The 19,678-nt window shown below is 65.2% G+C and carries 15 protein-coding genes; 6 read left to right on the forward strand and 9 right to left on the reverse strand.

Annotated elements, in window-relative coordinates; translation table 11 throughout:
- The first annotated feature begins 35 nt into the window (after positions 1 to 35).
- Together OYT13_RS03230 and OYT13_RS03235 are read left to right on the forward strand one after the other, a co-directional pair.
- Positions 36 to 857: an IclR family transcriptional regulator gene (locus OYT13_RS03230; RefSeq protein WP_157211401.1), complete on the forward strand. Its 822-nt coding sequence runs from the start codon at positions 36 to 38 to the stop codon at positions 855 to 857.
- The gene (locus OYT13_RS03235; RefSeq protein ID WP_268567237.1) at positions 854 to 1,732 is read left to right on the forward strand and encodes an IclR family transcriptional regulator; all 879 of its coding nucleotides are present in this window, start codon (positions 854 to 856) and stop codon (positions 1,730 to 1,732) included. The genes OYT13_RS03230 and OYT13_RS03235 overlap by 4 nt, the downstream gene beginning before the upstream one ends.
- Before the next feature lie 97 nt (positions 1,733 to 1,829).
- Here OYT13_RS03235 and OYT13_RS03240 read toward each other — a convergent pair whose 3' ends face one another.
- From OYT13_RS03240 to OYT13_RS03250, 3 genes are all read right to left on the reverse strand, one after another.
- Positions 1,830 to 2,255 (reverse strand): hypothetical protein, encoded by a 426-nt coding sequence (locus tag OYT13_RS03240; protein ID WP_150562358.1) that lies wholly within the window; start codon positions 2,253 to 2,255, stop codon positions 1,830 to 1,832.
- 257 nt (positions 2,256 to 2,512) lie between these two features.
- Positions 2,513 to 3,892 carry an MFS transporter gene (locus tag OYT13_RS03245; protein WP_150562359.1) on the reverse strand — a complete coding sequence of 460 codons (1,380 nt, stop codon included), beginning with the start codon at positions 3,890 to 3,892 and terminating at the stop codon, positions 2,513 to 2,515.
- 344 nt (positions 3,893 to 4,236) lie between these two features.
- Entirely contained in the window at positions 4,237 to 5,781 is a 1,545-nt protein-coding gene (locus OYT13_RS03250) for a glucan biosynthesis protein G (RefSeq protein ID WP_268567841.1), read from the reverse strand.
- 297 nt (positions 5,782 to 6,078) lie between these two features.
- Between OYT13_RS03250 and bglX the strand changes: the two genes are divergently transcribed.
- Positions 6,079 to 8,409 (forward strand): beta-glucosidase BglX, encoded by a 2,331-nt coding sequence (bglX, locus tag OYT13_RS03255; RefSeq protein ID WP_268567842.1) that lies wholly within the window; start codon positions 6,079 to 6,081, stop codon positions 8,407 to 8,409.
- Positions 8,410 to 8,451: 42 nt separating this feature from the next.
- Here the strand turns inward: bglX and OYT13_RS03260 are convergent, their stop codons facing one another.
- Complete coding sequence (locus tag OYT13_RS03260; RefSeq protein ID WP_017233067.1) at positions 8,452 to 9,363, reverse strand: LysR family transcriptional regulator; 912 nt, start codon at positions 9,361 to 9,363, stop codon at positions 8,452 to 8,454.
- A gap of 95 nt (positions 9,364 to 9,458) precedes the next feature.
- Here OYT13_RS03260 and OYT13_RS03265 point away from each other — a divergent pair, with 95 nt between their 5' ends.
- Positions 9,459 to 10,568 carry a tartrate dehydrogenase gene (locus OYT13_RS03265; RefSeq protein ID WP_017233066.1) on the forward strand — a complete coding sequence of 370 codons (1,110 nt, stop codon included), beginning with the start codon at positions 9,459 to 9,461 and terminating at the stop codon, positions 10,566 to 10,568.
- A 107-nt stretch (positions 10,569 to 10,675) separates the two neighbouring features.
- Here OYT13_RS03265 and OYT13_RS03270 read toward each other — a convergent pair whose 3' ends face one another.
- The gene (locus tag OYT13_RS03270) at positions 10,676 to 11,611 is read right to left on the reverse strand and encodes a LysR family transcriptional regulator (protein WP_261939247.1); all 936 of its coding nucleotides are present in this window, start codon (positions 11,609 to 11,611) and stop codon (positions 10,676 to 10,678) included.
- 176 nt (positions 11,612 to 11,787) lie between these two features.
- Here OYT13_RS03270 and OYT13_RS03275 point away from each other — a divergent pair, with 176 nt between their 5' ends.
- Entirely contained in the window at positions 11,788 to 12,894 is a 1,107-nt protein-coding gene (locus OYT13_RS03275) for an NADH:flavin oxidoreductase/NADH oxidase (protein ID WP_150562367.1), read from the forward strand.
- An 88-nt stretch (positions 12,895 to 12,982) separates the two neighbouring features.
- Here OYT13_RS03275 and OYT13_RS03280 read toward each other — a convergent pair whose 3' ends face one another.
- The 3 genes from OYT13_RS03280 to OYT13_RS03290 all read right to left on the reverse strand — a co-directional run bounded on the left by OYT13_RS03280 (position 12,983) and on the right by OYT13_RS03290 (position 17,513).
- Positions 12,983 to 14,233, reverse strand: a complete 1,251-nt coding sequence (locus OYT13_RS03280) for an EAL domain-containing protein (protein WP_017231497.1) — start codon at positions 14,231 to 14,233, stop codon at positions 12,983 to 12,985.
- A 237-nt stretch (positions 14,234 to 14,470) separates the two neighbouring features.
- Positions 14,471 to 15,799, reverse strand: coding sequence for an MFS transporter (locus OYT13_RS03285; RefSeq protein WP_130024879.1), 1,329 nt, complete (start codon positions 15,797 to 15,799; stop codon positions 14,471 to 14,473).
- Positions 15,800 to 15,842: 43 nt separating this feature from the next.
- A complete protein-coding gene (locus OYT13_RS03290; RefSeq protein ID WP_150562368.1) occupies positions 15,843 to 17,513 on the reverse strand; it encodes a GMC family oxidoreductase in 1,671 nt (556 codons plus the stop codon).
- 341 nt (positions 17,514 to 17,854) lie between these two features.
- On the opposite strand from OYT13_RS03290, the gene OYT13_RS03295 reads away from it, so the two are divergent.
- Positions 17,855 to 18,727 carry an IclR family transcriptional regulator gene (locus OYT13_RS03295; protein ID WP_268567238.1) on the forward strand — a complete coding sequence of 291 codons (873 nt, stop codon included), beginning with the start codon at positions 17,855 to 17,857 and terminating at the stop codon, positions 18,725 to 18,727.
- A gap of 4 nt (positions 18,728 to 18,731) precedes the next feature.
- Here OYT13_RS03295 and OYT13_RS03300 read toward each other — a convergent pair whose 3' ends face one another.
- On the reverse strand, positions 18,732 to 19,520 hold the full coding sequence (locus tag OYT13_RS03300; protein ID WP_130024881.1) for an IclR family transcriptional regulator: 789 nt from the start codon (positions 19,518 to 19,520) through the stop codon (positions 18,732 to 18,734).
- Positions 19,521 to 19,678 lie beyond the last annotated feature (158 nt).

Below are 19,678 nucleotides of genomic sequence, written 5' to 3' on the forward strand. Positions count from 1 at the left end.
CCATTTTCCTTTGGGAGCCCGCCTCCCTTGATCGCATGAATCGAATTCCGATGGACGGCACGGCCGACGCGAGCGGCCAACCCGGGCGTGCCTCGCGCGGCGTGCAAAGCGTGGACGTGGCGGCGCGCGTGCTTCAGGCGCTGGCGCAGGCGCACCGGGCGCTGGGGCCCGGCGATCTCGCCGCGCTCGCCGGGCTGCCGCCTGCGCAGGCGCATCCGTATCTGGTAAGCCTCACGCGGCTCGGCTTGCTCAAGCGCGACCCGATGTCGGGCGACTACACGCCGGGCCCGATGACGTTGCGTCTCGCGTTGCTGCATCTCGAGAACGACCCGGCGTATCGCGCGGCGGTGCCGCGTGTCGTTGCGCTGGCACGCGAGACGGGGCTTTGTGTCGCGATCTGCACGAGTGCGCCGCAGGGCCCGCTCGTCGTGCATTTCGAGCGTGCGGCGTTTCCGTTGCATGTGAATCTGCACGTGGGATCGGTCATGTCGCTCACGACGACGTCGACCGGGCGGGCGTTTTGCGCCTTCACCCCGCAGGCGCAATGGCCGCAGGCGTGGCGTGAGCAGATGCCGACATCCCCGAGCGAGCGCGAAGGGTTCGATGCGCTGCTCGACGAGACACGCGCGCACGGTGTGGCGCGTAGCGTGAATACGCCGAGCCCGTCGGTGAGCAGCCTGTGCGCGCCGGTGTTCGATGCGAGCGGGCGGCTGCGTCTCGCGCTCACCGCGATCGGGCCGACGGCTGCACTCGATGTCGCCTGGGACGGCGCGGCGGCGAATGCATTGCGCGCGACGGCGAGCGACATCGCCGCGCAAATCGATGCTCGTGGTGCAGACGGCAAGGAGGGCGCATGAACGCGACGCCAAGCCGAAAGGAAACGCGCGAGGTGCCGGACGACGTGGCATCGATGCCCGCGAAACCGCAGCGCGGCATTCAGGCGCTGGAAAGCACCGGGGCATTGCTCGAGGCGCTGGCGGCGGCGGGGCGTCCGCTGCCGCTCAACGCGCTGGCGCGCGACGCGGGGATGGCGCCAGCAAAGGCGCATCCGCATCTGGTGAGCCTGCAACGTGCCGGCTTGCTCTCGCGCGATGCGAACGGCAATTTCGAGGCGGGGGCGCTCAGCCTTGAGCTTGGCTTGATGGCATTGCAGCGTCTCTCGCCTACGGGGGAAGCCGAGCCGGAGATTCTTGCGCTGGCTCACGCCACCGGGCTGTCGGCCGCGATGGCCGTGCTGGGGCCGGTCGGCCCCACGGTGGTTCGGCTTGAGGAGGCGATGCGTCCGCAGCACGTGAGCTTGCGCATCGGCACGGTGCTCTCGTTGGTGAACACCGCCATGGGGCGCACGTTCGCGGCGTTCCTGCCCGATGCGGTACTCGGCGGCATGCTCGCACAGGAATCGGTGCGCATGGCGGGCCTCGGCGCGGAAGGGCGCGCGTCGACGCCGCCAGCCGATTTTGCCGCGCGGTTGAAGGTGATTCGCGAACAACGATTCGATACGGCGCAGAGCAACCCCGTGCCCGGAATCGACACGGTGGCGGTACCGGTGTTCGATCACACGGGGGAAGTCACGCTGGTGCTTGCGTTGATGGGGTCGGCGGGCAGTTTCGAGACGGCGCTGGACGCATCGCCGGCGCAGGCCTTGCTGGCGGCGGCGCGCCGGCTGTCGTGGCGCTTTGGCGCGGTGGGCCGGGCGGACGGCGCGGATGGTTCGGTTGGCGCGGTAGGGTAAGCGCGCGGCGTCGACGCAGTCGCGCGGCGGGAGCCGTATCGGTACAGTCCGATCCCGGCCGAGACGTCATCCGGCCGGGTGAAGGTTCAGCGAGTCGTCAATGAATGGCCAACGCGTTGGCCTGTGCGTTGGCCACGCCGGCCACCACGTTCACACCGAGATTGCCCGAGGCGCCCATCAGGGCCCGGTCACCCAGCGACGCGCTCGGCACGCCGGTCAGGATCGTCGTGTTGCGGATCGTCTGACGGGTATCGACCGCAACGCGCGAGGCGTTCGCCAGCACAAGCTGATTCGACTGCAAGTTGAGCGCGCCGGCGGCAACGTTGACGCCGAAGCTGCCGTGCGCGTTGCGCAGCGCGTCGGTGCCGAGGGTGGCGGTCTGGCCGCCACGAAACACGGCGTCGCTGGCGAGGGTTTGTCGGGTGGAGAGATTGACGACGGTGGCGTCGTTGAGGGGGGCGGCGAAGGCCGGCGCCTGGGCGACGGTCAGCACGAGGGCACTCAGCAAAGCAATACGCGGCATATTGATTTTCCCCAGAGAGTCCGTTGGGACGGATATCTGGTTATCGGCGCCTGAGGCGCTCGGGTTGAAGGAAATTTTCATGTGCCGCGGATGCGCCGGACGTTGACGGATTGCCCCGACACCGGCGCGTTGCGTCACTGAAAGCCGCGATCATTCCCATAACCGCCGCGGCGCGCATTTTCGCATGGCGACGCGCGATTGCGTCGCCATGCCGTTGCGTCGGTGATGGTTGGCCGAGCGTGCCTTGACGCGCGAGATTACGCCGGTTCTCCCGCGCCGTTCGCGAGTTTCGCCGCCGTGACGTGCGATTGCGTTGCCGCTTGCTGCTGCACCGACGCCGATTTCTTGTGGTCGATCAACAACACGGCGACGACCGCGATGACGGCGGGAATGGCGATTGCCATAAAGTTTTGCTGCAAAGGCAGCGACAGGCTCACCAGCATGCCGATCGCGATGGGCGCGAGAATGGCGCCGCTGCGTCCCACCCCGGAGGCCCAGCCGATGCCCGTGCCGCGCGCGGCCATTGGATAGAACTGTCCCGCGTACGCGTAGGTGACGATCTGCGTGCCGATGGTCGACGCCCCGGCCAACCCCACCAGCACGAAGAGCACCGGCGTCGGTACCTTCACGCCGAGCAGCGTGATGGACACGGCGGCCAGCGCATACATGCCCACGAGCACGTACTTGATGTTGAAACGGTCGGCGAGCCAGCCGCCGCCGATGGCGCCGAGCATCGCGCCAAAGTTCAGCACGAGCACAAACGTGAGTGCCGAGCCGAGGCTATAACCGGCGCTTGCCATGAGTTTGGCGAGCCACGAACTGAGCGCATACACCATGAACAGACACATGAAGAACGCGACCCACAGCATGACGGTGCTCACGCCTCGCCCGTCCTGAAACAGACGCGAGAGCGGCGCAGCCTGCTTGCGATCCGTCGAGGCCAGCGCGAACTGATCGCCCGGCTGCGCAACATAATCCGGCGCGAGGCGGGCAAGCACTTGCTTGAGCGCGTCGAGACGGCCAGTGCGGATCAGGAACGGCATCGACTCCGGCAGTGCCCTCATCGCGAACGGCACGAGCAGCGCGGGCAGACCCGCCGCCAGAAAGACGGACTGCCAGCCGTGCGTTTCGATCAGCCCCTTGCCGAGCAGCGCCGCGAGCATGCCGCCCACCGAATAGCCCGAGAACATGAGCGTGACGAGCGTGGCGCGCAGGCGACGCGGCGCGTACTCCGTCATTTGCGCGACCACGATCGGCATTACGCCGCCGATGCCGACGCCCGCGAAGAAGCGCGTCACGGAAAAGCTGATCGGCTCGTGCGTGAATCCGGCCATGGCGGTGAACAGCGAGAACATCAGCACACAGATGGCGATAGCTTTGCGACGGCCGATGCTGTCGGCCACCATGCCCATCGCAATGGCGCCGAACATCATGCCGAAGAGGGCGGCGCTGACCATGAAGCCGGCACTGGTGGCGTCGACGTTCATCGCTTTCATGATCGAGGGCAGCGCAATGCCCGCGACCGCGAGATCGTAGCCGTCGAAGATGATGATGAGCGCGCACCAGAGCAGGATGCGGTAGTGATAGCCGTTCAAGCGGGCGTTGTCGGCCAACTCATGTACGTCGATAGGTCGCATGCGAGTGTCTCCATAACGAATCCGCCCTCCGTCGAAATGCGGAGAGTCTTGGGGATGTCTTGACCGACGCAAGCGGCACCAGGCCGGGCCCCATCCGGGCGGCCGAGGACCGTTGCCGAGGAAGCCGACTGCCTCAACACACCTCGATGGGCAGCTATTTATGCAATATTGTGCATGCAGTAAACGCGAAATGACGATTCACTGCAAGGACAATTTGCCCGATTCAGGGTTTTACAGGAGGAAACAAGGCGCGTAAGTGCCTGTTTAATTGCGGTGGTGACGGGGGCGGAGGGAGCGCGGTGTGCGGCGGCAGGACGCCGCCGCACGAAGACGCAGGATGCAACTTATTGCTTGGCGACCGAAAACGGCGGGAGCTGATAACTCCAGGTCTCGCTTACGGCCTTGCCGCCGGAGACGAGGGCGGCCCGCAGTTCCACGACCTTGGCCGGATCCTTGACCATCACACGCAGATTCAGGCGCATGCCATGCGTGACCGGGTTCGGTTGCAGCGTCTGCTCGATGAGGGTGGCGTTATCGCTCACGCTGACCTGTGGCGCGACCGAACCGGCGGGCAGCGTGGCGAGCGGGCCGCCGTCGAAGTCCACGATCAGCCCGGTGCTGCCGTCGAAGTGACGGATCAGGTTGGCTTGCGTAATCTCGCCCGCCGTGCGCAGCGTCTGCTTCACCCAGGCCAGACGTCGATCGACGATGCCGCGCTCATTCATCGTCCAGTGGATCGTGTAATCGGCCTGCAGCGGCTGCCCCTTGGGCGGCAATTGGTCAGGCGTCCAGAACGCGCCGATGTTGTCATTGGTCTCGTCCGGCGACGGGATTTCCACCAGTTCGATATGGCCCTTGCCCCAGTCGCCCTGCGGCTCGATCCAGGCGCTTGGGCGAAGATCGTAACGATCCTTCAGGTCCTCGTACTGCGCGAAATCGCGCCCGCGCTGAAGCAGGCCGAAGCCGCGCGGATTTGTCACCTGGAACTGGCTGATGGCCAGATTGCGCGGATTGTTCAGCGGACGCCAGATCCATTCGCCATTGCCGGCGTGAATGGCCAGGCCATTCGAATCGTGCAATGCCGGACGGAAGTTGTACGGATCGCGCTGCTGATTCGGTCCGAACAGGAACATGCTCGTGAGCGGCGCGATGCCGAGCTTGGTCACCGGTGCGCGGAGGAAGACCCGTGCCTGCACCTTCAACAGCGAATCCTCGCCGGGCGTCAGATCGAAGCGATAGGCGCCGGTGGCGCGCTTCGAGTCGAGCAGCGCGTAGAACACCAGGTGCTTGTCGCCCGCGTTCGGCCGTTCGATCCAGAACTTGCGAAAGGCCGGGAATTCCTCCGCGATGGGCAGGCCCGTGTCGATGGCCAGACCGCGCGCCGAGAGTCCGTAGACCTGTCCTTTGCCGATCACACGAAAGTAGCTCGCGCCGAGCACGCTCATGATTTCGTCGAGCTTGCCCGGTTCGTTGATCGGGTAAAGCACGCGAAAGCCCGCGTAGCCGAGATTGTGCGTGGCGCTGCGGTCGAGCTTGAGATCGCCGAAGTCGAAGCGGTGGCTGTCATACTTGATCTCGTCGATCTTGGCGTTGGGGCCTGTGCCGACGACCTCGTTGATCTTCACCGGCGTGCTGAACTGCATGCCCTGGTGATAGAAACCCAGCTTGAACGGCGAGGGCTGATCGTTCCATTCGAACGCGTCGCGCCGCGGCTGGATCTTGATGTAGTTGCCGAACGGCATCTTGGCGAAGGCCGGCGTGAGATTGCTCACTGGCGCGACGTAAGGTTTGTCGGCGAGCGCCTTCGCGCGGGCCGTGACGTCCTCGAGCGAGAAGGCATGGGCATACGCGGCGCCCAGCAGGGCCGCACCCGTGACGAAGGCGGACACGAGCGCGCGTGCGCCGCGTCGATGCCAAGACTTGGCGGGGGGAAGCAGAACCACGAAATTCTCCAGTCGTTGGGGGGGGCGTATCGCGCCCGATGGCATCGCGACGTTCGCGAAAGCCGGGACGGACGCCTTCGGGAAAAACCAATTGTGGCAAAGTATCGCACTTCGCACTTCGAGTTACGCACCCGGATCGTTGCGCCGGTATGGGTAACGCCAGTTGATACGACGCGAGGCACTGCCGCGCGATCTCGCCGGTCATCCACACGTCGCGCCACATTGGATCGCTATCAGATGAGAATGTTCTCCGCACTGGCGCTCGCGGCCAGTCTCACGGCCGCACCGGCCTTCGCCGACGCGCCTGCCGCCCTGGGCAACGGTGCTCAAGGCAATCCCCCGGCGGCCATGCCGTCTGCGTCCGCCAAGCGGGCGTTCATCGACGACCTCATCGCGCGCATGACGCTCGAGGAGAAGGTCGGCCAATTGCGCCTGATCAGCATCGGCTCGGACATGCCGCAGCCGCAGCTCATCAAGGAGATTGCTGCCGGTCGCGTAGGGGGCACGTTCAACTCGGTCACGCGCAGCGACAACCGCCCGCTGCAGGACGCGGCCGTCAAGCAAAGCCGCCTGAAGATTCCCATTTTCTTCGCCTACGACATCGTGCATGGGCATCGCACCGTGTTCCCGATCAGCCTCGGCTTGGCATCGAGCTGGGATATGTCGGTGGTGAAGCACGCCGCACGCGTGGCCGCCATCGAAGCGAGCGCCGACGGACTGGATGCGACGTTCGCGCCGATGGTCGACATCTCGCGCGATCCGCGCTGGGGGCGCACCTCGGAAGGCTTCGGCGAGGACCCGTACCTTGTTTCGCAAGCCGCGCGCGCGAGCGTGCAGGGATTCCAGGGCACGTCGCCGGCCAACCCGGACAGCCTGATGGCCTTCGTGAAGCACTTCGCGCTGTACGGTGCCGTGGAGGGCGGGCGCGATTACAACGTGGTCGACATGAGCCCGATGCGCATGTACCAGGACTATCTGCCGCCGTACCGCGCCGGGATCGATGCCGGTGCGGGCGGGGTGATGATCGCGCTGAACTCCATCAACGGCACGCCGGCCACGTCGAACAAGTGGCTGCTGCGCGACTTGCTGCGTGACGAATGGGGATTCAAGGGCGTGACGGTGAGCGATCACGGCGCGATCGAAGAGTTGATGCGTCATGGCGTGGCGAAGGACGGCCGCGAGGCCGCGAAGCTGGCCATCGAGGCAGGCGTCGACATGAGCATGGCCGATGTGCAGTACCTCAAGCAATTGCCGGGGCTCGTGAAGTCGGGCGAGGTGCCGATGCGCGACATCGACGACGCCGTGCGCGAAGTCCTCGGCGCGAAATACGACATGGGCCTGTTTGCCGACCCCTATCGCCGGATTGGCAACGCGGCGCAGGATCCGAAAGATGTGAATGCGCAGAGCCGTCTGCATCGTGACGCCGCGCGCGATGCCGCGCGCAAGTCCATTGTCTTGCTGGAGAACCGGCACGACACACTGCCGCTGGCCAAAGCGGGCAAGGTCGCGGTGATCGGGCCGCTCGCGGACGCGAAGATCGATATCCTGGGGAGCTGGTCGGCCGCGGGCGTGGCGGCGCAGGCCGTCACGCTGCTGCAAGGCGTGCGCGACGCCCTCGGCCCGCAGGCGCAGGTGACCTATGCGCGCGGCGCGAACATCACCGACGACCCGCGCGTGGTGCAGTATCTCAACTTCCTCGATTGGGACAATCCGGAAGTCGTGCAGGACAAGCGATCGCCGCAGCAGATGATCGACGAAGCCGTGCGAGTCGCGCGCAACGCCGACACGCTGATCGTGGCGGTAGGCGAAGCGCGTGGCATGTCGCACGAGGCGTCCAGCCGCACGAGCCTGTCGTTGCCAGGTAGCCAGTTGGCGCTGTTGCAGGCACTCAAGGCGACCGGCAAGCCGCTCGTCGTCGTGCTGATGAACGGTCGACCGCTCGATCTGAACTGGCCGAAGGCCAACGCCGACGCCATGCTCGAGACGTGGTACACCGGCACCGAAGGCGGCCACGCGATTGCGGACGTGCTGTTCGGCGACTACAACCCGTCGGGCAAGCTGCCGATCTCGTTCCCGCGCTCGATCGGCCAGATCCCGACGTACTACAACCAGTTGCGCATCGGCCGTCCGTTCACACCGGGCAAGCCGGCCAACTACACCTCGCAATACTTCGAGGAAGACTCCGGCCCGTTGTATGCCTTTGGCTACGGCCTGAGCTACACCTCGTTCGCGGTGTCGAAGGTGACGCTATCGAGCAAGGCACTTGAGCGCGGCGGCAAGCTCGATGCAAGCGTGACGGTGCGCAACATCGGCAAGCGCGAGGGGGCGACCGTCGTGCAGCTCTACTTGCAGGACGTTGCCGCGTCGATCGTGCGGCCCATCAAGGAGCTGAAGGGTTTCGACAAGGTAAGCCTGAAGCCTGGCGAATCGCGCACCGTGCATTTCGCGATCGATGAAAGTCTGCTGAAGTTCTACAACGCGAAACTGCAATACGTGGCCGAACCCGGCGACTTCAACGTCGAGATCGGGCTCGATTCGCAACACGTCGAACAGGCGTCGTTCACGCTGCAGTAATGGCAACGCGTGTCGCGGCGTGGTGTCGCGACTTGACGTACCTCACGTCTGCGTCTGGAATTCCTCGCGAAGGAATTCCACGCAGGCACGGACCTTGGCCGACGATGCCACGCGCGACGGATAAACGGCCCAGACGTTGGCCGGTTGCGTCACGTCGGGCAGAACCTGCACCAGATCCCCGCGCGCGATCAGCGCCCCCACGTCCCACATCGAGCGCAGCACGATCCCCTGTCCGTCGAGCGCCCATTGCACGGCCACCTCGCCGTGGTTCGTCGACAGCGGTCCCGTCACCTTGAGGGCGACGGCCTCTGCGCGCTGTTGCAGCCGCCACATGCCGAACGGATGATCGCGTTCCTTGATGACGATGCACGCATGGCCGGCCAGGTCGCTCAATTGACGCGGCGTGCCGTGCGCGTCGAGATAGGCGCGCGAGGCGCACAGCACCCGATGATTGTCCGCGAGCTTGCGGGCGATCAGATGCGGTGCGATGTCGTCGCCGATGCGCACGTCGAGGTCATATCCCTCGGCCGCCACGTCGACGATGCGGTCGAACAGGTCCAGGCGCACGTTGAGCTGCGGATGCAGCGCGCGCAGCCGCGACATGGCGGGTGCCACGGCATGCCGTCCGAAGCCGAAGCTGCTCGACACCCGCAGCGTGCCGCGCGGCACCTGCCGCGTGCTGGAGACATCCTCGATCAGGTGATTCACGTCGTCGAGAATCTTTTCCGCCCAGGCGTACACGCGTTCCCCTGCGTCGGTAATGGCCACGCGCCGGGTCGAGCGATGTAGCAAGCGCGTGCCAAGGTCGGCTTCGAGCATGCCGACGCGCTTGCTCACGTACGCGGGCGAGACGCCCAGCGCTTCGGCTGCCGCCGAAAAGCTGGCACGGCGCGCGACCTGGCAAAAGACGCGCAGATCGTCGAGATTCGGGGTGACGGGTAGAGGTTTATTCACGATTCGTGGATAGTGGATTAACCGATTGAGGGATTTTATCCGCGTTGGAATGGAATAATCTAGCGTCATCGTCCAATCCTCAGGAGAAGCAGACCATGACCGACACGTCCCAGCGCCCTGCGCGTCCGTTCAAGATCGCCGTGATTCCGGGCGACGGCATCGGTAAAGAGGTGATGCCCGAAGGCCTGCGCGTGCTCGACGCCGCGTGCCGACGCTTTGGTATTCCCGTCGACTACCAGCACATCGAATGGGCGAGCTGCGACTACTACGCCAAGCACGGCCAGATGATGCCGGACGACTGGAAGCAGCAGCTCGACGGCGTCGACGCCATTCTGTTTGGTGCCGTGGGCTGGCCCGAGACGGTGCCCGACCATATTTCGCTGTGGGGGTCGTTGCTCAAGTTCCGTCGCGAATTCGATCAGTACATCAACCTGCGCCCGGCGCGTCTGTTCGATGGGGTGCCGTCACCGCTGGCGGGCCGCGAGGCGGGCGATATCGATTTCCTGATCGTGCGCGAGAACACCGAAGGCGAGTACTCGTCGGTGGGCGGCGTAATGTTCGAGGGCACGGAGCGCGAGTTCGTGGTGCAGGAGTCGATCTTCACGCGACACGGCACGGAGCGCGTGCTGAAGTTCGCGTTCGATCTCGCACAGCAGCGTGAGCGCAAGCACGTGACGGTGGCGACCAAGAGCAACGGGATTTCGATCTCGATGCCGTGGTGGGACAAGCGCGCGGCCGAGACGGCGGCGAAGTATCCGGACATCACGTGGGACAAGCAGCACATCGACATTCTGTGTGCGCGCTTTGTGCTCAATCCGGATCGCTTCGACGTGGTGGTCGCGTCGAATCTGTTCGGCGACATCCTGTCGGATCTGGGGCCGGCCTGCACCGGCACCATCGGCATCGCGCCGTCGGGCAACCTGAATCCGGAAGGTAAATTCCCGTCGCTGTTCGAACCGGTGCACGGCTCGGCGCCGGATATCGCGGGCAAGAACATCGCCAACCCGATTGGCATGATCTGGACGGCCGCGATGATGCTCGACTTTATCGGCCGCGGCGAAGGCCGCACGCGCGAGGCGCACGACGCCATTCTCGCGGCGATCACGCAGGTCATCAAGGACGGGCCGCGCACCGGCGATTTAGGGGGGAGCGCGAACACGACCGAAGTCGGTCAGGCGATTGCCGCCGTGGTCAGCGCGGGCTGAGCAGGATACACCGGTGGGCGGTAGGAGCGATCGCCGCTGCCGCGACCGCGTGAACGTGAGACGTGTCGCGCGGGCCGAGCGGGCCGAGCGATGCGCCCGCCGCCCGCTCACGCGCCCACGCTCGCGCCCGTGCGTTGTCGCACCCGTTCGCCACCGAAGGCGCGCGGGCGCGGCGCGTCGACACGTTCGCGCAGCAGCGCCACCGCCCGCTGCGCGCGCGCCGACAGCGGCCACTCGGCGCGATGGATCAGCCATAGCGTGTCGACCACCGGCGGGCCGCAGTCCACCACGCGAATGGCCGCCTGCGACGCGAACGCCTGCCGCGCGTACTGCGGAATGATGGTGAACCCCAGCCCCCGCGCAACATATTCGAGAATCAGGCCGATCTGGTTCGTGCACCCCTTGCACGGCAGGCTCTGTACGCCGGGATTGCCCGGAAAACGACGGCTCAACAAGCGCGTCGACATCGCCTCGCCATCCGGGTGATCGATGTACCCGATGCGCTTCAGGTCCTCCCATTTGTGCACGTCTTCCCCCGCCGGAACCACGAGTTCGAGCGGCTCCTGCGTGAACGGCGTGGCGGCAAGCCGTGGATCGTCAGGCCGCAACGTCACCAGGCCCAGCTCGAAACGATTCTGCAACACGCCTTCGAGCACCTCCCGGTCAGGCGCGAAGCGATGCTGCACGACCATCGTCGGGTTGGCCTTCTGCATGTCGAGCAGGATCGGACACAGGTACAGCCCGATGCTGCCCGGCGTGATGAGTGTGATTTCACCGCAATCGTCGTCCGCATCGTCCAGCCGTGAGCGAAGATGCCGCGCCGCACACTCGACTTCGCGACAATAGGTCAGCAGCGCCTGACCGGCGGGCGTGAGTTCGATGGCGCGCGGACGCCGCACCAACAACGGCCCGAACTCCGCTTCGAGATGCTTCACGTGCTGGCTCACGGCCGCCTGCGTCAGGCCCAACCGGTCGGCGGTGCGCGTGAAGTTACCGAGCTCGGCGAGCGTGGCGAACGATTTGAGCCACTGAGGATTTACCATAATGAACTGTTATTAATTCTATAATGTGTGGATAGTTTTCATTATAGCGTTGTGAGGCTAACATGGCGTTGGTCGACCTGCCACGGTCGAGGCGCTGCGAAACACCGACGTCCGTCATGGTCTTCAGCGACCGATGTCGTCCGTCAGCGCCGCTCCCCTGACTCCAAGAGAAACCCATGTCCGCCCTGTTTTCCCCGTTTGAATTGAAAAGCGTCAAGTTGCGCAACCGTGTGGCCATTCCGCCGATGTGCCAGTACAGCGCCGTCGACGGTCTCATCAACGACTGGCACCTCGCCCATTACGCCGGACTGGCGCGTGGCGGTGCCGGGTTGGTGATCGTCGAGGCGACCGCCGTCTCGCCCGAAGGCCGTATCTCCCCGGGATGCACCGGACTGTGGAACGACGCTCAGGCGCAAGGCATGGCGCGCATTGCCTCGGCCATCAAGGCGCACGGCGCGGTGCCCGGCATTCAGATCGCGCACGCCGGACGCAAGGCCAGCGCCAACCGCCCCTGGGAGGGCGACGACCACATCGGTGAAGACGATCCGCGCGGCTGGCCGACGATCTCGCCGTCGGCGGTCGCTTTCGGCGCGCATCTTGGCAAAGTGCCCAAGGCGATGACGCTGGACGACATCGAACGCGTGAAAGCCGACTTCGTGGCGGCCGCACGCCGTGCGCTGGCGGCGGGCTTCGAATGGCTCGAATTGCACTTTGCTCACGGCTATCTGGCGCAGAGCTTCTTCTCGGTGCATGCGAACCATCGCGACGACGCCTACGGCGGCGACGTCGCGGGACGCAGCCGTTTCTTGCTTGAGACGCTCGCCGCCGTGCGCGAGGTGTGGCCCGAGCATCTGCCGCTCACGGCACGTTTCGGCGTGCTCGAATACGACGGCCGCGATGAAGAAACGCTGGCGGAATCGATTGACCTCACGCGGCAGATGCGTGAAGGCGGTCTCGATCTGCTCAACGTCAGCGTTGGTTTCTCGACACCCACCGCGACTATTCCCTGGGGCTCGGCGTTCCTCGCGCCGATCGCAGAGCGCGTCAAGAAAGAAGCGGGGATTGCCGTGGCGTCGTCGTGGAGTATCGACGACCCGCATGCGGCGCAGCGCGTGGTGGCCGACGGCCAGATGGATCTCGTGATGATTGGGCGCGCACTGCTCGCCAACCCGCACTGGCCGTATTACGCAGCGCGCGAACTGGATGTGGCGCGTCCGTCGTGGGTGTTGCCCGCCCCGTATGCGCACTGGCTTGAACGCTATCGCGTGCAACGCGCCGCCTGATCACGGCGACGCGCCATGAACAACGCCCCCGTGCATCGGAAGATGTCCGGGGGCGTTGGCATTTCAAGCGAGGTTCAAACGGTTGCCGTCACCAGTTGATATCGACGCAGAGCACATGCAGGCCTTGCTTGGCGGGCGTGGCGATGGAGGCGGTCACGCACAGGTGAGCCTCGTTGATCGAGAGATAGGGCGAGGTGAAGTGTACTTCGCCGGGCGCGCGCATGGCATCGATGAAATAAGGTCGCCGTGCCCAGTTCGCCCCCTCCGAATGCAGCAGCGGACGGAAACGCTTGGCGCGCTGTGACGAATGGTTGTGCGGCAGCACGTTGTCGCCGATCTGGCGTCCGGCGGCATCGAGCAGGAAGCAGCGCGCGGCATCGGGCAGCGCGAGCAGGTCGTGTGTCGCGTGTCTGAGGTCCTGCCCCTGAGCCAAGTGGGCGGCGGCCGCCTCGATGCCCGCCACATACGGCGCAAGCCGCGCATGCTCGGCCCGCTCCCGCTCGACGAGTTGCGTGCGCAGCGCCGACGACAGCGCGTCCATGCGCTCGGCCGCGACCTTCGGCTGAACGGGGTCCACATCCGGCCCCGCGAAGTACAGCCCCTGCACGAAGTCGACGTTGCACTCCAGCGCGATGAGCGCTTCGCGATCCGTCGCGAGGCCGCCCATCATCACCAGTTGTCCCGATTCGTGCAACAGCGACACGAGCCCGGGCAGTACGCGTGCCAGATGCGATTGCTCGGTCGCCTGCGCCAGAATGCCGCGATCGAGCACCACGATGTCCGGGCGCAGATCCCACACCCGGTCGATGTTCGAATGCTTGGCCCCGAAGCCGCCCAGCGCGATCAGGAAGCCCGCCTTGCGCAGACTGCCGACGATGGCGCCGAAACGCGGGGTATCGCCGCCCGCCTGCTCGGGCACTTCGAGCACCACGCGTTGCGGCGACAGGCCGATGGCCTTGAGCGTGGCGATGAGTGCGTCGCCGTAGACAGTGTCCATCAGGGCGGCGGGGTGCAGGCTCAGGAAGAGCCACGCATCGCGGCCGTCGAATTCATGGAAGTTGCCCAGATGCAGCGATTCGGCCAGTCGGCCCAGTTCGAGCATGTCGCCATGCCGCGCGGCCAGTGTAAAGACTTCGTGCGACGGGATGTGGCGACCTTGCGCGTCGTGCGCGCGCAGGGACGCGTGGTAGCCGATGGCGCGCCGGTGCGAGACCGAGAAAACCGGCTGGAAGACGCTGCAAATCGTGAAGTCGCCGTAGATGACGATGCGCCGGCCGTCTTCGGCCGCCGTCAAACGGGGCGGCAGCAAGCCGGGGGCGTCGAGATCGATCATGGTCATGGTAGGGACGGGCGCGGGGCAGCAGGGTTAAGTACAGGATAGATGAGCAAGAACCGTGCTCAAAGGCGCCCGGCGGCGCCGGCGCTATTGTCCCTGATTTTCCGCGATTTTTCGCCCGGGAGACGACGCATCGCACCAGCGTGCGTCGCCTTCGCACCAAATTGGGGCCTGGGCGTTAGGGCGCCCGGCATCGCGCCGCCGCCGGATGTCCGTCCCGGCGCGGCGGCGCTTGGCCCTTCAATGCTCGGTCACGCCGGCCCCGTGCCATACATTCTGGCGGCGCTGGCGGCTGCCGATCCACGCCGCGGACAGCGCGCTGATGAGGCCGGCGCAGAGTACGTAGATGCAGATCATCCACGGCTCCCCGCCATTCTTCTGCAACAGGTAGGTCGCGATGATCGGGCTCAGGCCGCTCGCGAAGATGCCCGAGAACTGGTAGACGAAAGAGATACCGGTGTAGCGGACCTTGGCGTCGAACAGTTCCGAGAAGAGGGCGGCTTCCGGTCCGTAAATCGAGGCGTAGATCACGCCCAGCGGAATCACGATGGACAGCCAGACGAGCATCACATTGCCGCCGCTCGCCTTCATCAGCCAGAACCCGGCGAACGACGACAGGCCGGTTGCGAGCGAGCCCCAGAAGTAGATACGCGTGCGACCGATGCGATCCGACAGCTTGCCGAAGAACGGAATGGTGAAGATCATCACGAACGCGGCGGCCATCACGCCGGTGAGCGCTTCGGTCTGCGACAGCTTGAGCGTCTGCGTCAGGTAGGAGATCGAGAACACACCGAAGACGTTGAAGAACACGCCGTCGATGAAGCGCGCGCCCATGCCGGCCAGTACATTGCCCGGGCTGCGCATGAGGACTTCGGCAATCGGCATCTTGATCTCGGTGCCTGCCTTCTTGATCTTCGTGAACTCGGGCGTCTCCATTACGTTCAGGCGAATGTACATGCCGATGGCCACCAACCCCACCGAGAGGAAGAACGCTACGCGCCAGCCCCATGCCAGGAACTGGGCCGTGGTGAGGGTGTACGACAGCAGGGCAACCACGCCAGAGGCCAGGCACAGGCCGAGCGCGAGGCCCACCTGCGGAAGGCTGGCGTAGAAGCCGCGCTTCTCCTTGGGCGCATATTCGAATGCCATGAGCACCGCGCCGCCCCACTCGCCACCGAGCCCGATGCCTTGCAGCACCCGCAGCACGAGCAGCAGCACCGGCGCCCACAGGCCGATTTGTGCGTACGTCGGCACCAGTCCGATGAGCATCGTGGCAATGCCCATGATGGTGAGTGTCATCACGAGCATGCTCTTGCGGCCGAGCTTGTCACCGAAATGCCCGAAGATCACGCCGCCCAGTGGCCGGCTGAGAAAGCCCACGGCGAACGTGCCATAGGCGAGCATCGTCGAGACGAGCGGGTCGCTGCCGGGAAAGTACAACTTGTTGAACACGATGCCGGCGACGACGCCGTACAGGAAAAAGTCGTACCACTCGATGGTGGCGCCGATAAGGCTGGCGACGACGACACGGCGCATCTGCCGGGCGTCGGTCTGCTTCGATGCATTCATGGTTGTCTCCGAATTTTGTAATGGTTGGGGCTGACGTGACTGGCTAAATGACGACGGCAACGCGTGCCGCTTCTGCTGGCGGCGCCTCGCTGCCGCGAATCTCCTGCATGCCCGACGCCTGCTTCCTGTCTTCGAGAATCATGTCGGCCGCTTTCTCGGCGATCATGATGGTCGGTGCATTCGTGTTGCCCGACACCAGCTCGGGCATGATCGACGCGTCCACGACGCGCAGCGCCGCAAGGCCGTGAACGCGCAGACGGTCGTCGACGACCGACATCGGGTCGTGACCCATCCGGCAAGTGCCCGCCGGGTGATAGATCGATTGGCTGAACTGGCGCGCGGCCTGAAGCAACTCGTCGTCGCTCTGATACTGCGCGCCCGGAATGAACTCGCTGATGATGTGCGGTGCGAGCGACGGGGCGGCGGCAATGCGGCGCGCCACCTTGATGCCGTCGATCACGACGCGATGGTCGCGCTCATCCGACAAATAGTTGGCGTGGATCGCCGGGTATTGCAGCGGATCGTTTGACCGGATCTCGACACTGCCCCGGCTGAACGGGCGCAATTGGCACACCGACGAAGTGAACGCCGAGAACCGGTGCGCACCCTTGCCCGGCTTGTCGGCCGAGAGCGGCTGCATGTGGAACTGGATGTCGGGACGCGTGAGCTCCGGGCGCGAGCGCGTGAAGATCGTCACCTGACTGGCGGCGAGCGTGAGCGGCCCCGTGCGGAACAACGCGTATTGCAGACCGATGAGCGCCTTGCGCAGCGGGTTGTTGACCTCGTCGTTGAGGGTGCGCTCGCGGGTCTTGAAAACCAGGCGCACTTGCAGGTGGTCTTGCAGGTTCCGCCCGACACCCGGCAACGCATGCCGTAGCGCGACACCGGCCTTCGCCAGCACCGTTGTCGGACCGATCCCCGAGTTTTGCAGCAACTGCGGCGACCCGATCGCCCCGGCCGCGAGAATGACCTCGACGCGCGCGCGTGCCTTCTTGCGCTCGCCGTTCTGCAGATACTCGACACCTACCGCACGCTTGCCTTCGAACAGCACGCGGCAGGTCTGCGCACGCGTCTCCACCACCAGGTTGCGACGCTCGCGCGCCGGCTTCAGAAAGCCCTTCGCCGTACTCCAGCGAAAGCCCCGGAACGCCGTCTGCTGGAAGTAACCGACGCCTTCCTGAGTCGCGCCGTTGTAGTCCGCGTTGAATGGGATGCCGGTGTCGTTCGCGGCGGCGATGAAGTGTTCCGCGATCGGGCGGCGCAGGCGCAGATCAGACACCTTCAGCGGGCCGCCCACGCCGTGATACTCGTTGGCACCGTGCTCCTGATCTTCGGATTTGCGGAAGTACGGCAGCACGTCGGCATAGCGCCAGCCGCGATTGCCCAGTGCCGCCCAGTGATCGTAGTCTTCGCGCTGTCCGCGCACATAGAGCAGCCCGTTGAGCGAACTGGAGCCCCCCAGCACCTTGCCGCGCGGCCAGTCGATCTGACGATTGGCCACGTTGGCGTCGGCCTCGGTGCGATAGCACCAGTCGAGTTCGGGGTCGTGCATCGTCTTGAAATATCCAACCGGGATGTGAATCCACGGATTGCTATCGGGGCCGCCGGCCTCGAGCAGCAGCACCCGGTTCGCCGGGTCCGCGCTCAGGCGATTGGCGAGCACGCACCCGGCGGAGCCCGCACCGACGATCAGATAGTCGACCTCATGTTCCATACCACTTGTCTCCTGCCTCGCATCTGCTTCGAATTGGGTGAAACGATTTGTTTCGGATTGTTTCGATCCAATGTCGGCGAGCCGTACGTAAATGCCAAGCAAAAAACCGCGTGCGGCGGAGAACTGAAACGGATTTCGCGCTTGGCGTCTCAGAACGAGACGATTGCTGCAGCGCATCTGCGGGGTTTTACTAGGGGTTGGCGCGCGGACTCGATGCGTCGATCGACTGGGGTACCGCGAGGTTTGTCAGACAGCCCAGGGGTTATCCCGAAGCGGATGATCGTCAAATAATTGGTATATTTTGTTTCTTTTATTGTGTTGGTGGCGAGCAAGGAGGCGCAATGCGCGAGACGGTCACGCTGGAGGAGGGGGAGTTGCGCGCGAGCGACGAGGCGCGGAATCTGCGTGCGCTGGCCGTCATTGAACGATTGGCGATGGCCGGACAGCCCTACACGTTGTCGCAGCTCGCCACGCGTCTGTCGATTCCGAAGGCCACCCTCATGCGCCTGATCGAGGCGCTGGAGGTCTGCGGCTATGTCTCGCACGTGCCCGATTCGCGCGGATCGGAGCGAGGTCTGTCGTTGGGGCCGCGCGCGGCGCGACTGGCGCTGGTCACGCTGGCGAACAACAACTTCACACGTGCGGCACGCTCGTTGCTGCGCGCGTTGGTCGATCGGGTCGGCGAGACCGTCAACCTGACAGCGCTCGACGGCGACGAGATTCTTTACATCGAACGGGTGGAGACGAACGAGCCGTTGCGCATGCAGATGCATCCGGGCATGCGTGTGCCACTGCATTGCACGGCGAGCGGCAAGCTGTTCCTGTCTCAGATGCCGGTGGCGGAACGGCGCGCCGTACTCTCGCGCCTGTCGCTCAAACGCATGACGCCGCGCACCATCACCGACGTGAGCCTGTTGGAGGCCGAGCTGGACCGGCTGGCCGCGCGCGGCATCGGCATCGATAACGAGGAATTCGTGCGCGGCATGGTGGCGGTGGGCGTGCCGGTGCGCGCGCTCGATGACGGCCACGTACGCGCGGTGCTCGCCGTGCATGGGCCGACGGCGAGAGTGACGCTGGAACAACTGCTGGCGCTGGTGCCCACGCTGCGCGAGACCGCGACGGCGCTCGCACCACTGCTCGACTGGCAGCGGGCCGGCAGGGCGGAAGCGTTGGCGAAGCTGGCCGACGCCCGGGAGCAGCGCAGAGCGGTCTGACGTGTCAGAACGTCTTGGCGAGTTCCTTCGCGGCCTCCTGCAGGCGCGGCACGAACTCCATGGCCTTGGACAGCGACGTGCGCGAGACCGGGGCATGCACGGCCACGGCGGCAATGCACGTGCCGTCGTCCTTGAGCACGGGCGCGGCCACACAGGCGATGCCCAGCACGAACTCTTCGTTGTCGACGGCAATGCCCTTGTGCGCAATGCGGTCGAGTTCGCTTTCCAGCAGTTCGGGGTCGGTGAGCGTGTTCGGCGTGAAGCGTTGGAGCTTCATGGCGCGCAGGAGGGCGGCGCGTTGCTCGCGCGGCAGCATGGCCAGCATCAGCTTGCCGCTCGCACTGCTGTGCGCGGGTACGTGCGACCCCGGTTTGAGATCGAGACGCAGCGGCCACGGCGCTTCCATGCGGTCGAGATAGAGCACCTCGGTCTCGTGCAGCATCGTGAGGTTGCACGTCTCGCCCAGATCGGCCACGAGACGGCCAAGAATCGCATGGCGCATGCGTCGAGCACCCGCCTGCATCATCACGCCCAGGCTCAGTTGCGCGAGGCGCGGGCCAATCACGTAGGCGTTCTTCTGCCCCGGCTCGCGAATCACCAAGCCACCCGCTTCGAGTGAGCCGAGCATGCGGTGCAGCGAAGCTTTCGGCATCTGGATGTCGTGCGCCATGTCAGCGAGCGAGACCGGTGCGTCGGCCGCGACGAGATATTCGAGCAACGCAAACGCCCGCAGGGTCGGGGTATCCGCCTTGTTGTCTGCAGGAGAGTCGAGCTGAAGTGCTGCGTCGTTCATATGCGCCGTTCCGGAAAATGGATCAGCGGTATTGTACCCAAACGGGCCATCGAACGGATTGAACGGCATGGGCTGGGTTCCGATGCGTTTCGGTTGGTTCAAATGTAGATGAGCCATCAGGCGTCGTCAATCAGTATTTTTATTTTTCGGAACGAATT

The organism is Pandoraea sp. XJJ-1 (assembly GCF_026802345.1).
GTDB lineage: Bacteria > Pseudomonadota > Gammaproteobacteria > Burkholderiales > Burkholderiaceae > Pandoraea > Pandoraea cepalis.